The 12,573-nt window shown below is 42.1% G+C and carries 12 protein-coding genes and 1 pseudogene; 7 read left to right on the top strand and 6 right to left on the bottom strand.

The window, feature by feature from the left end; all coding sequences use genetic code 11:
* Positions 1 to 61 precede the first annotated feature (61 nt).
* The 3 genes and pseudogenes from apcB to V7K38_RS00855 form a co-directional block, all read right to left on the bottom strand.
* On the bottom strand, positions 62 to 550 hold the full coding sequence (apcB, locus tag V7K38_RS00865; RefSeq protein ID WP_069068902.1) for an allophycocyanin subunit beta: 489 nt from the start codon (positions 548 to 550) through the stop codon (positions 62 to 64).
* A 65-nt stretch (positions 551 to 615) separates the two neighbouring features.
* The gene (gene apcA / locus V7K38_RS00860) at positions 616 to 1,104 is read right to left on the bottom strand and encodes an allophycocyanin subunit alpha (RefSeq protein ID WP_094328048.1); all 489 of its coding nucleotides are present in this window, start codon (positions 1,102 to 1,104) and stop codon (positions 616 to 618) included.
* 363 nt (positions 1,105 to 1,467) lie between these two features.
* Positions 1,468 to 4,779: pseudogene (locus tag V7K38_RS00855) on the bottom strand (phycobilisome rod-core linker polypeptide); the annotation flags it as partial.
* Between the two features lie 495 nt (positions 4,780 to 5,274).
* Between V7K38_RS00855 and V7K38_RS00850 the strand changes: the two are divergent.
* From V7K38_RS00850 to V7K38_RS00825, 6 genes are all read left to right on the top strand, one after another.
* Entirely contained in the window at positions 5,275 to 5,850 is a 576-nt protein-coding gene (locus tag V7K38_RS00850; RefSeq protein ID WP_334854831.1) for a hypothetical protein, read from the top strand.
* A gap of 251 nt (positions 5,851 to 6,101) precedes the next feature.
* Positions 6,102 to 6,482, top strand: coding sequence for a hypothetical protein (locus tag V7K38_RS00845; RefSeq protein WP_334854830.1), 381 nt, complete (start codon positions 6,102 to 6,104; stop codon positions 6,480 to 6,482).
* A gap of 151 nt (positions 6,483 to 6,633) precedes the next feature.
* Positions 6,634 to 6,939 (top strand): BrnT family toxin, encoded by a 306-nt coding sequence (locus tag V7K38_RS00840; protein WP_334854829.1) that lies wholly within the window; start codon positions 6,634 to 6,636, stop codon positions 6,937 to 6,939.
* A gap of 4 nt (positions 6,940 to 6,943) precedes the next feature.
* Positions 6,944 to 7,279 carry a helix-turn-helix domain-containing protein gene (locus V7K38_RS00835; RefSeq protein WP_334854828.1) on the top strand — a complete coding sequence of 112 codons (336 nt, stop codon included), beginning with the start codon at positions 6,944 to 6,946 and terminating at the stop codon, positions 7,277 to 7,279.
* Between the two features lie 194 nt (positions 7,280 to 7,473).
* Entirely contained in the window at positions 7,474 to 7,815 is a 342-nt protein-coding gene (locus V7K38_RS00830) for a type II toxin-antitoxin system HicB family antitoxin (protein ID WP_334854827.1), read from the top strand.
* Positions 7,816 to 7,820: 5 nt separating this feature from the next.
* The gene (locus V7K38_RS00825) at positions 7,821 to 8,249 is read left to right on the top strand and encodes a type II toxin-antitoxin system VapC family toxin (protein ID WP_334854826.1); all 429 of its coding nucleotides are present in this window, start codon (positions 7,821 to 7,823) and stop codon (positions 8,247 to 8,249) included.
* Here V7K38_RS00825 and V7K38_RS00820 read toward each other — a convergent pair.
* Genes V7K38_RS00820 through V7K38_RS00810 form a run of 3 tightly spaced genes read right to left on the bottom strand, consistent with a single transcriptional unit; the run spans position 8,246 to position 11,915 of the window.
* The gene (locus V7K38_RS00820) at positions 8,246 to 10,465 is read right to left on the bottom strand and encodes a protein kinase domain-containing protein (protein ID WP_334854825.1); all 2,220 of its coding nucleotides are present in this window, start codon (positions 10,463 to 10,465) and stop codon (positions 8,246 to 8,248) included. The two genes, V7K38_RS00825 and V7K38_RS00820, sit on opposite strands and share 4 nt — an antisense overlap.
* Positions 10,466 to 10,471: 6 nt before the next feature.
* Positions 10,472 to 11,245 (bottom strand): PP2C family serine/threonine-protein phosphatase, encoded by a 774-nt coding sequence (locus V7K38_RS00815; RefSeq protein WP_334854824.1) that lies wholly within the window; start codon positions 11,243 to 11,245, stop codon positions 10,472 to 10,474.
* 10 nt (positions 11,246 to 11,255) lie between these two features.
* Complete coding sequence (locus tag V7K38_RS00810) at positions 11,256 to 11,915, bottom strand: vWA domain-containing protein (RefSeq protein ID WP_334854823.1); 660 nt, start codon at positions 11,913 to 11,915, stop codon at positions 11,256 to 11,258.
* A 277-nt stretch (positions 11,916 to 12,192) separates the two neighbouring features.
* Between V7K38_RS00810 and V7K38_RS00805 the strand changes: the two genes are divergently transcribed.
* The gene (locus V7K38_RS00805; RefSeq protein ID WP_334854822.1) at positions 12,193 to 12,522 is read left to right on the top strand and encodes a XisI protein; all 330 of its coding nucleotides are present in this window, start codon (positions 12,193 to 12,195) and stop codon (positions 12,520 to 12,522) included.
* Positions 12,523 to 12,573: the final 51 nt, after the last annotated feature.

Raw genomic sequence — 12,573 nt, 5'->3', positions numbered from 1 at the left:
TCACAGTTGATTTCCAGACCTTAATAAAGCCGCACCTAAATTCTTAAGCGCAAACTAGCTCTTAGCTTAAGCCAGAAGAGATATAGTCTAAGTAAACGCCCATTTCCTTACCAGCGTCAGAACCAACCAAGCTAGCGGTTACTTCCTTGATTGCTTGGATAGCTTGCACAGTAGCACCAACGGGAACTCCTAAAGAGTTGTAGGTTTCCTTCAAGCCATTCAATACACGCTCATCCAAAATGGAAGGATCGCCAGCTAACATAGCATAGGTGGCATAGCGGAGGTAGTAGTCCAAATCGCGGATGCAAGCAGCATAACGGCGGGTTGTGTACATGTTACCACCGGGACGGGTGATGTCAGAGTACAGCAAAGATTTTGCTACAGCTTCTTTGACGATTGCAGCAGCGTTAGCGCTGATGGTGCTAGCAGCACGCACCCGTAGTTCACCAGTAGCGAAGTAGCCTTTTAGCTTCTCTAAAGCAGAAGAGTCGAGGTATTTACCTTGAACGTCTGCGGAGTTAATGACAGCGGTAATTGCGTCTTGAGCCATGTTGTTAATTCCTTATTTCCAACCGTATTGCAATACTTCTGTTTCAGTAGGTAAACAGCTTTAACCTATCCTAGAAGAGCGCCAACTAGGTAGTCGAAGTAGCTACCAGCTTCACTAGCATCATCGCCAGACAGCAATGTAGCAGATACATTCTTCAGTCCACGGATACCTTCAGCAACACCATCGATAGGAGTTCCCAAGGACTTGTATAGTTCACGGGCACCGATAACACCAATTTCTTCGATAGGGGTAACATCACCAGCAACGATACCGTAGGTAACGAGGCGGAGGTAGTAATCTAGGTCACGCAGACAAGTAGCAGTCAATTCTTGACCGTAAGCGTTCCCACCAGGAGATACAACATCAGGACGCTTTTGGAACAGTTGATCGCCAGCTTGCTTAACAAGGCGTTCGCGATTTTCTGACAAAATTTGAGCGATCCGCACGCGGCGCTCACCACTTGCAACGAAGGATTTGATCCGATCTAACTCACCAGGGCTGAGGTAGCGGGCTTCTGCATCAGCATTCACGATAGCTTTCGTGACAATACTCATTAATGGATTCCTCCAATACGAATGAAACCAGGATTTGATTAAACTGGTGCGACTTTAAATTTGGTTTACTGAGTTTGCTCTTTTGTTCTTTTAGACACAACAGTTTGATAACTGCTACGGCTAATAAATTACGAGTTTGCTTGAGTCCACACAAGTACACAAGCTTTTAAACTCAGTTACCTTCCGCAAAACATTTTCCGGCATTCTGTTGAGCATGTATGACTGCTCTTAACACTTTGTAATATTGCCTTTCAGAATTCCCTGTTTTAGCTGTAATCTGAGAGCGATATTACGAAAGGTTACGAAGGTTACAGGGTAAAGATCACAGAAAATAATCTGTACCCTGTAACCTATTACCTACTCAGCCACCTTTACACTGCCAAGGTAGTTACCTGCTGGCAGAGATGGGAAGCGGTTGTAAGGGACAACATCTTCACCGAAGTAGCGGCTATATTCTGGGCTTTCGACTATTGCTTCTACAGCAGCCGACAAACCACTATCAGCTAGCAACTGGTTACACTGGCGAATTTCTTCCTGAGTTGCGGGTGTACGCCCCAACAGATGACGGAAGAGGAACTCAATGACCTTGGCATGAGGATAAGGTGACAAGAAGCGCTGACGATAGATTTCGGAACTGGCTAGTTCGCGCACAAACTCGCGCACAGAAATTTCACCACTCTGGAGTTTGCTATCTAGGTCAGTACGGCGGAAATTATCAGGAACTTCACCGCTAAATACATCCAATACCTGGCAGTAAATGGCGTTGATTGCCTGTTGTGTTTCGGATTGGTTTGCGCTTTCTGTTAGACGGTAAATGCGTGCATGTTTACGCACACTTAGTTCCACGGGTTGTCCACTACCATCGTTGTAGGAACGACCCAGTTCAGCAAAGGCGGGCTTGCTCTTGTTGATACCGTTTGTTTGGGCTGCTATATCTGCGATCGCCTGCGTCAAAAGCGGTGTATCGCTAGAACCTGGACGAATTTGCACTGGCTTAAAGCTAGGCACAACTACGTCATCATTTTGCTTGGTAAGCTGATTGTAAAGCTTTTCGGTATTCGGGAAGTTTGCCGCAGGTAGGGTCGGGAAGCGACGGTAAGGCACTGTATCTTCACCGAATACCTGGTTATATTCCACACTATCTACCAAAGCACCAATAAAGGCACGAATCCCTTGAGTAGCCAAAATCTGGTTATACTTGCGGATTTCTGCTTGGTCTAGTGGCGCACGTCCCAAGAAGTGTTTGGTTCCCAACTCAATCACTTTGGTGTTGGGGTAAGGTGTGTAGAACTCTTTCAGGTAGAGGTTAGAATAACCCAAACCTTCAATAAATTCCTTCACACTAATTTCGCCATTCCCCAGCTTGCTTTCCCACGCCGTAAATTCATTTTTGGCGATGTATGGTGCAATATCCCGCTCAAATATCTGACGATACGCAGCACTGATCAAAGTTTGCACTGCAACTTTATCACTGGTATTCGCCACCAATTTGAAGATTTTGGTTTGTTCGCGTTGCTTGCTAACACCTTGGTTAATGCGGAATTGAATATCTGGTTCTGACCTTTGTTCTGTGACTGTACCTAATGTCACAAAGGTTGGCGTTACTTGCTTCTGAACTTTCGCCGCAACATCTTCACGAATGCTACCAACACGCAATTGTCGCCCTGATACACCACCAGGAGTCAGATACCGTTCGTAAGGAATTGTATCTTCACCAAATGCTTCGCTGTATTCTACGCTGTTAATGATGGCATCAACCACCGCGTAAAAGCCCTGTTTAGCGGCGAGATCAAAGTACTTGTTGATTTCCTGACGGCCATAGGTCGGACGACCCAACAAGCGACGGTGAATATACTCGATCGCTTTACAAACATAGAGCGATGACCAGTATAGATTGCGGAATACATCCGACTTAGCCAAAGCACGGATAAACTCCCGCACTGAGATGTCGCCGTTTTCCAGCTTGATTTCCAATACCTTCGGACGCTGACCTTCGTATAAATCACGACCGAAAACTTGCAAGTAAGCAGCTTTAATCAGTGCTTGCGTGGAGCTTTCGGAGAATCTGACGCTAGAATTTTTGGCAGCCTTTTTACCTCTAGTACCAGGCAGTTGATCTAATTTGAACACCTTGGGGCCTAGAGTACCAGGAGCTTCACCCCGCGCTTTGGGATTACTATTTTGGTTATTAATCCCTGCCCCTTGGTGAATCAGGATACGCTTGGTATCTTTGCCAAAAGGAGCCGGACGGGTGCTGGGGTTGCGAGTTTCTTTCGGGAAAATCGCCCCAAACTGAATTTCCAAGGGGTCATTACCAGAACCGTAAGGATGTTGGTCTGGTAGTGGCTGTTCGTAAGCCGCAAATGTGGTGATGAATTGAGGTATTTTGCGGAAAGGCGCACTGTAATTAAACAGGTCTTGCTGCGGGCCCCAGTTGCGACATTCTTGTGCTTCTTGACCCAGACCCCGGAGGTAGGGTACTGTTTCTTCACCAAAATAGTCGCCGTATTCAGCAGAATCTACTAAAGCATCTACTAAGGCTGGCAAACCACCGTTAGAAATAATCGAGAAGTATTTTTGTACTTCTTCGCGGCTACTTGGGCCCCGTCCCAGAATGTGACGAAAAGCTAGTTCAATGACTCGGCTGTTAATAAAAGGCTGGTAAAACTGTTTTTGGTAAAGGGGAGATTTAGCTAGACGACGAACAAACTCTTTTACGGAGATGTCGCCATTTTTCACTTTGGATTCTAGGTCAGATATAGACAAGCTATAAGCACGGGTAATATCGCGCTCAAAAATTTGCCGATATGCCGCTTTGATTACCTCATTTTTTTCGCTAGCTGACAACCCAGTTTTCATCACAAACTTGGGACGGCGCTCTGCTGCATTAAAGTAAATTTGCGGCAGTTGCAATCCTTGCTGGTCGCTTGAGGGGCGTTGGCGAACTTTATTTGAAGGTGTGGCTGCTTTGAATTCTGTTAACAAAACATCCATGTACTGAGACACAATTTCTGTAGCCTCAGCATCGTTGCGGAAAAAAGAAAGTGACCCAGCTTTGATTTCCTGCAAAGCTACTAGCGTTGCTTCACCAGAGCAGGCATTTTCAATTATTTCCCGCAAACCCCGTGTATTCACCGCTATGATGTTCGGGTCACCAGCAACGATCGCATAAGTAGCGTAGCGCAAGAACCAGGATAAATCCCGCAAGCTCTTGGCCATATTGCTTGGGCCATATCGAGCAATATTAATTGGTCTGAAACCTGGAGGTGTCGGGCCACTGGGGGATGAATTAAATATCGATCGTAAATTTTCTAGGAAACCACCACGACTTTCAACGTAGGTTACAGTTCCCAGTTGCATCCCTTGCTGAACATTGGCACCACCACCAGCAGTTACGAATTCTGCTTCTCTGGGCTTTTCTAAAAAAGCCATTGGCGAACCACCGACAAAAATCCGGTTGGCAGCGCGAGACACAATAATCTCGGCATTATCCGTCAGCGTCTGAGAAATTTCTAAACGCTTTGCACCAGATGCAAAATAGCTTGCCAGTTCATTTAATTCACCACTTCCCAAAAAGCGGTCTTGCTGCTCGGCTTGAATAATTGTCGCTACAGCTAGGGTTTGATATAGTTGCGGACGCGCAACTGAGCTTCCACCACTTGCCTTAACACTCATCGGATTTGTAAAACTCCCATCATAATCATTTATGTGTTAAGTCTGGATCGCTTTGAGGCTTGACACATCGGTGTGTCTGTGCTTTATGAGCTTGAGAGTAATGCCTGCAAAACTGCCAGTAAATTAACCCGGTTAGCTTTTAGATTAGAACGTTTTGCGTTCTCAAGGCTGGTTTATTAAGAAGTGTGTAGAACCTGTAGCTTAGATACATCCAGTCCTAAGAGTACATACTCTTGTTTGGCTGAGATCAAATCTAAGTTTTGTAACTCAGAAATAAGCTAGGCATGGTCTACTGATGCCGAAAACCTCTATTTTGATGTTTGTGTCAGTATCTATTTTACGATTATTGCAACTGTTACAAAATCTTAGCTGAAACCAAATTTCCTTCAGTAGCGATCGCTGGACAGTAGTCATTAGCCGATGTTAAGTTGTTTTTGCTACTGATAACTGAATATTAAGAAATAACGCCACTCTGGAAATAATTATCAAACTCTGGTGGTTGCAGCTTTAGCTATCAGCATTCTTTACCGGGGAAATACTATACACAAAAGTTTTAAATTTAACTATTTATTCAATGTTGCCCTGTCTGCGATCGCAGTTATTTTAACCGTCACTCCGGCAAATGCGCTTCCAGAACAAAACATCAGTACCGTTGTGAAGTGGGCGAAAACGCGATCGCAATTACCAACTTTGAGATACAACAGCGAAGCTCACGGCTATGATGGTACAAAGGGAAATTTATACTTTTATGCTGATGTCACTTCTGAAAAGGGGACAGTGACTAAAGAAGGAATAACCGTTAGTGGTGACTCAAGCATCAAATTCACCACAAAAAATGCCAAAGCGGTGAAACTGTTACAAAATATTTATACTTCCAATATTGCCAATGATTTCCAGAAGTCTCAGTATGTCACCAAAGTTGGACGTGATCAGTATTATCGCGGGCAAAAGTTTGCTTACATCACTGCGGCGGTGCAGGATGGGTCATCATTGCAGATAATTCCCTTGAATAAGTTGCAAGATTTTATAAAAAATGCCAGATATTGCCAAACTAATCAATGCGACCTTTAATTAACTGCGTAGCCTGGAATTTACATAAGCATTATCAGTAAATAAAGGCACGCAATCACTAACAATCATTAGTGCGATCGCAATAGACAATATGATCAAAATCAAACCACAAATTAACCAATCCAGTGTAAATAATTAAAGGTTTGTAGTAAGCACTTCAGTGCTTAAAAATTCAGTATTAAAGTCCTGACAACGAACTTGTTCTAGGTCAGCAGTTATAATCAATATAAAACTTCAAGGTTAAAAATATTATGAATATAACTGTAGAAAATTATCTGAAAAATACTGCACCTAAGTTAAACTATGATGTCTTAATTGAAAACCAAGCAGACGGCACAGTTAAAGCAATATTGTTAGGTTTACCAGACTGTCAAGGCTTAGGAAATACTGAAACGGAAGCAATAGAAAAAGTCAGTCAAAGTTTGCAAACTCGATTAAAAACAGCCAAAATTGTGACTTTAGAAATTGAAGCACCCAAAGTAGAAAACCCTTGGATGAAATTTGCGGGAATGTTCAAAGATGATCCGCAATTTGACGAGATGCTGGGATATATAGAAGAATATCGTCGTGAACTTGATGCACAAATGGAGGAATATTACCAGCAACTCGATGTGGAGAATGAAGCTAAGTGAGTTTATGGATACTTGATACCGATCATGTCTCACTTTTTCAAGAGAGGCAATTACCAGCCAGCCCCCCGTGTTTTTCATTCAGAAATAATCCGTTGTGCCATGCTTTGATTTACAGTAAAGAGTTGACAAAACTACTGGTATTCCGTACCTTATGAAGGATGGGGGTAATTTTGAATGGGATAATGACAAGGCAATTGCTAACTCTCAAAAGCATGGTGTCAGCTTCCATCAGGCAATCAAAGCATTTGACGACCCTTTTGCGGTAGAACGTTTTGATGATCGTGAAAATTATGGGGAAGAGCGCATCAACCTGATGGGTATGTGTGACGGGGTACTACTTCATGTCACCTATACCGAACGGGGAGAGCGTATCCGTTTAATATCAGCCAGAAAAGCAGAAAAGCATGAAAGAAACGATTATTACCGCGAGAATGCACAAGGATGGAACGGCGGTTGAAGTGTTGCCTGACGGTAGTGAAAGACCCTTTCCAGAGCAGCCCCTGCGTCCCATGACAGAAGAAGAAATTCACGCTGCGGCTATTAGCGACCCTGATGCCCGCCCTATGACAGAAGCTGAATTACGCAACGCCAGACGTGTACCCCGTATTAAAACCATGCGGCGCGCCTTGAAATTGACGCAGGAGGAATTTTCGGCGCGTTATCATATTCCGCTTGGCACTTTGCGTGATTGGGAGCAGGGACGCACTGAACCCGACCAAACTGCACAGGCTTACCTCAAGGTTATTGCTGCCAATCCTCAAGCTATTTATGAGGCATTGCAGTTTACCCCGCACTAATTTTCAAAATAGATTTTTAGCAAAAAAATCAACGCTATGTTGGGTTAGTAAAAAGGTTTGAGAAGCACATACAAATCGCTATGAAAGTTCCGACTCCAATTAAAATCAGAACTTTTTAGCTGTGAAAATCGCCAAAACCATCGATAAAAACAGTAATGTTATAATCAATATAAAACTTCAAAGATAAAAATATTATGAATTTAACTGTAAAAACTTATCCTAACAATACTGCACCCAAGTTAACTTATGATGTGCTGATTGAAAATCAACAGGATAGCGGAGTTAGTGCGACAGTGCTAGGCTTACCAGATATTAAAAGCTTTGGTGCGACTAAAGAAGAAGCACTAAACAAACTAATTCAACTTTTACAAGAGCGAAAACCAGAAATAGTAACTTTAGAAATTGAACCTCCCCAAACCGAACATCCTTGGATGAAATTCGCGGGAATGCACAAAAATAACCCTCTTTTTGCTGATGTACTGGAATACATAGAAGCTGAACGGAGTCAAGTTGACTTAGACAATGAGACAAAGTGAGTTTTATGTGGATATTAGATACAGATCATTTGTCCCTATTTCAAAATAGTCATCCAATAGTCACGCAACGCATAAGACAGCAGAATCCTGAAAATTTAGCCATAACAGTGATTACATTTGAGGAGAAAGTTAAAGGATGGCTGAATGTTATCAACAAATATAAGAATCAAGCTTCTAAGTATGAAAAATTGATATGGGGATACAAGGGATTATGGGATGAAATAGAATATTTCAAAAATATAAAATTACTTGAGTTTGATACTAAAGCCTGTAATGTTTATGCTGAGTTAGTTAAGCAAAAAATTCGAGTTGGCACTCAAGATTTACGCATTGCGGCAATTACGCTGTCAGTGAATGGGATTTTAGTTACTCGCAACCGCAAGGATTTTGAAAAAGTGCCTAATTTGCGTTTAGAAGACTGGACTATATCTTAGATTTTTCCTCGCCAAAACCATCGATAAAAACGCCAACAACACCCAATTCCCATAATGCACACCACAAACCCAACAACAAAACCAGAGACAAAACTAACAAAACCGAAAAAAACAAACAATAAAAGTAAATAACACCACAATATAGGCATATCAAAAGATGATTGCGAAACTTGAGATTGAGTTGGCTGAACTGAAAATAAAGTAGTCGTAATATTGGATGTTACCGATGGTAATGATGCAACCTGCCAAATCTTGATAGTCTTGTCCCCACTTCCACTGGCAAGGATTTTGCCATCTGGACTGAAGGCTACCGAAAAATAGTGTCCCTGGAAAGCGTGGATTTGCGCTCCCGTTGCAATATCCCATAGTTTAATATCACCACAACCCCCACTGGCAAGGGTTTTGCCATCTGTGCTGAATGCAACAGAACAAACCCAGTCGGAATGCACATGGATAGTGTATATTTGCCTTCCTATTGTGACATCCCACAGTGTAATAGTCTTGTCATCACTCCCACTGGCAAAGGTTTTGCCATCTGGACTGAAGGCTACCGAACGAACTGAGTCGGAATGCACCTGGATAGTGCGTATTTTCCTTCCTGTTGTGACATCCCACAGTTTGATAGTCTTGTCATGACTTCCACTGGCAAGAGTTTTACCATCTGGGCTAAAAGCTACAGAATTAACCCAGGAGGAATGTGCCTGAATAGTGCAGATTTGCTTTCCTGTTATGACATCCCACAGTTTGATAGTCTTGTCAAAACTTCCACTGGCAAGGGTTTTGCCATCTGGACTGAAAGCTACCGAACGAACTGAGTCGGGATGCGCCTCGATAGTGCGGATTCGCCCTCCTGTTGTCATAGCCCACAGTTTGATAGTTTTGTCATCACTCCCACTAGCAAGGATTTTGCCATCTGGACTGAAAGCTACAGAATGAACATAGGAGGAATGCCCCTGAAGCGTGTAGATTTCTCTTCCTGTTGTGACATCCCACAGCTTGATAGTCTTGTCATCACTTCCACTGGCAAGGGTTTTGCCATCTGGACTAAAAGCTACAGAATAAACAGAGCTAGAATGCCCTTGGAGGGTATGGATTTGGCCTGCTATTGCGATATTTTCTAAAGTTTTATCTGTGGCAAAAGTTTTAAATTGTGATGTTGATTCAACTACAGCAGACTGTTGTTTTGGTCTAACAAACCCAGGAAATATATCAGTACCAAGTTTTGTAGAACGATCGCACCAATAACACTTACCATAAGTTTGGCTGTAATAGTGGCTGTCTAGCTTTCCACAGATAGTTAACTCATTAACAGCCAGTCTGAGCGCCTTTACCCAATCCCCAGCAGTTGGGCGCAAGTTAGGATTTTTATAACCATCATTAAAACATCTGAGAAAACATCGCTGAACCTCTGGGTGAACAATCTCAAGCGGAGTTGTCCTTTCTACAGGTTGAATCAAACTGTTTGGTGCATACAGCCATAAACCCCGGCGGATAAGTTCATTAGTTTCTGGAGTAGCCCCCGCGCCTATCCACTTTCCCGCAAAAGGAGTTTGACCACCAAGCAACAACTGATAGATAATGACTCCTAACCGGAAGCGATCGTGTACTTCTGTTTGATCGATACTAGAAAAATCTTTATCAATCAGTTCCGGTGGTGTATAATCTGGTGAACCAACTGGACAACGATAAATCTTGCCATTTACCGGATTCCGAACCTGAAAGGAATCAGTATCAATAATTGAAGGTAAGGCGCGATCGTTAACAAGAATATTTTGCTGCTTGATGTCACCCAAAACATAGCCAGAAATGTGAATTGCTTCAATAATTGAGGCTATATTCAAGGCCGTTGTGTGGAGAAAACGCCAATCAACATCAAGTTTTAAAGCCTTTCTTTTGCTGGGGTTGTATACATCAATAAGTTCTTTTGCTTCTTTAATTTCCGGCATCAAAAAGCCCACACAATCACCCTGAGCATCTTTCAGCACCGACTTAGGCCAAGCAAAAGAAATATGATTCAGGTGAGAGTTTGGCTCTTTGGGTCGGTGCGCTATCATCACCGCCAATTTTTGCACACGCTCAGGAGTTTGTGAGTGGTACATTTTTGCTAAGTAACCATTGTGATTAGTTCGCCAAACCTTACCTTCACCACTATCAGCTATCGGTTCACCCAGCAGAGTAATTGATTTTCCCGTACTAGCACAGGTGAGAACTGTCATCGAATTTTAGTCTTTATTAAAAAGACATAAAAGCAAAGTCTTATCATCGTCAGTGCGAGAATTTAGCCGTTCAGAGTTGAGGAATTCTGTTAGATATTTATTTTCTTCCTCTTGATTAACAGGTTCGTGCAAGTATTCCTCCAAAGGTTTAAAGAAAGGTGAGAAAGGTTTCCAGTCGCTCAAGCGAATTGCAACTTTTTCGAGTCCATCAGTGGAAGCACAAATAAACTCTTGTTTTTCATGAATAACCTTTACCTGCATTTCTTTTACTGCATTTGCTGAAGTGATAAAAGTCGTTTCATTAGCAAACTCGCCTTTATCTGGCTGAAATAACAGTTGATATTCTGAATCTTGAGAATGCATTACAATAAATCCATCCCCAATTTGCATAGCTGTAATGCATTCAGGAGTTGCTATAAAAACCAAAAGAGTACAAGCTAAATCATTGACAGAATAATCTCCTTCATCTGCTTGCTTCTGTAATTCTGTAATAACTTGGTTTACAATCTCAGCAAATACTTTCTGAGCTTCTTCTTTGGATAGTGGTTGAGAAAAAGTTTGCTTTTGAGGATATTTATTAATATCAGAAAAGCATTTGAGTACCGTTTCTACCGCCAACTTAGAACCAACATCAGAATGTTTCGCACTACCAGCACCATCAGCAACCGCGCCTACAATTACATCATCAAAGATGAGATAATCCCCATAATCTTGACAAAGTATCCCCTGGTTTTGATGACTTGTTCCGATCGCAGAATCCGCAACAGCTTTCCAATTCACAAAATTTCCCTTAAGTAGTAATTTGACCCCATCCCACAGCCGGTAAAGCTACAGCTTGCCCCACTTTGCCACTAGAAACTCGTTTCATCGAAGCAGAAAGCCAGACAAACAACTCACGAAAATTTAAGCCATTTAGCGTAACTGGTGGACGTTCATGTGGAGAAATTTGTTTAAGGATATTCATATCAGCACCCTGTACACCAACTGCAAAAAATAACAGTCGGCTTTGTGTTTCTCCTTCTCTCAATCTTTGCGCGGCTAATTGCCAGGAGTCTGTTGGCGCTCCATCTGTAATCAAAAATACCCAAGGGCGATAATAGAGAATACCGTTGTCTTGATAAGTCTGCTTGCGGTTTTCTAGAAAATCCAAAGCATACTCAATCGCTCCACCCATTGGGGTTAAACCACCTACTTCCAATATAGGCGGTGTAAATTGGTCAATCGTCACAAAGTCTTGCTTCAGTTTAACTATGGGGCCAAATGCGATCATTGCCACTTCCACACTCAGCGATGCTTGAGAATCTTTTAGTACATCTTCTTTAAAAGCTGCAAGTCCTCGATTTAACTCTTGGATAGGCTTACCTGACATAGAGCCAGAAGTATCAAGTAAGAGAATTACAGGACAACGATTTTCTGGATTTTCAACGAATTCAGGCAATCCTACAGCCATTTAATGCTCCTTGATAAGTAAATTCTTATACAAAATTACAATTAAAGTTTATTAGCTAATAGATACTTAAACAGTAGTGTTTTTACTGAAACAACTTCCCTACCTAAAATATATGGGCTGATGGCGATGTCTACGACGGGCTGCGCCTACGCAATTATTTGTATACCTGAAGTGTTCCGCATTCGCTAAACTCAGAATTGCTGCAATATTGCTTCTGAAATGTCAGGCTCCCAAACCGTTAGCGCTGCTGTTGTTTATTAATTCAGGACATTGTTTTATGGAAGGAATAAATTACTCTCAAATCATTCAATATATTTTAAGTAACCATTCTACGAATGACATAGCTAATGGTACAGAGATTCAATTATTGTTTGACGCAGAACGCCATCATTATGAAGTATTAAATATTGGCTGGAAAGAACAACGGAGAATTTATGGAGTTATCATTCATGTTGATATCAAAGACAACAAAATTTGGATACAAAGAGATAGTACAGAAATCGGTATAGCTAATGAATTAATTGCTGCTGGTGTACCGAAAGAAGATATTGTATTAGGATTTTACGCTGCTTATAAACGCGAATTTACTGACTTTGCGGTTGGATAAGTAGCAGGAAATAAGCAATAGTAATCTTTGCCCTAAGCATCCACTATCCGC

It is taken from the genome of Nostoc sp., assembly GCF_036917465.1.
GTDB lineage: Bacteria > Cyanobacteriota > Cyanobacteriia > Cyanobacteriales > Nostocaceae > Nostoc.
The sequence above is the reverse complement of the archived record's forward strand: the minus strand, read 5'-3'. Positions and strand labels throughout refer to the sequence as shown.

Coding starts and splice junctions, on each gene's coding strand:
- V7K38_RS00820 (WP_334854825.1), bottom strand. CDS start 10,465: ATGACAGTTCTCACCTGTGCTAGTACGGGAAAATCAATTACTCTGCTG.
- V7K38_RS00805 (WP_334854822.1), top strand. CDS start 12,193: ATGGAAGGAATAAATTACTCTCAAATCATTCAATATATTTTAAGTAAC.
- V7K38_RS00810 (WP_334854823.1), bottom strand. CDS start 11,915: ATGGCTGTAGGATTGCCTGAATTCGTTGAAAATCCAGAAAATCGTTGT.
- apcA (WP_094328048.1), bottom strand. CDS start 1,104: ATGAGTATTGTCACGAAAGCTATCGTGAATGCTGATGCAGAAGCCCGC.
- V7K38_RS00830 (WP_334854827.1), top strand. CDS start 7,474: ATGAATTTAACTGTAAAAACTTATCCTAACAATACTGCACCCAAGTTA.
- V7K38_RS00840 (WP_334854829.1), top strand. CDS start 6,634: ATGAAGGATGGGGGTAATTTTGAATGGGATAATGACAAGGCAATTGCT.
- apcB (WP_069068902.1), bottom strand. CDS start 550: ATGGCTCAAGACGCAATTACCGCTGTCATTAACTCCGCAGACGTTCAA.
- V7K38_RS00845 (WP_334854830.1), top strand. CDS start 6,102: ATGAATATAACTGTAGAAAATTATCTGAAAAATACTGCACCTAAGTTA.
- V7K38_RS00825 (WP_334854826.1), top strand. CDS start 7,821: ATGTGGATATTAGATACAGATCATTTGTCCCTATTTCAAAATAGTCAT.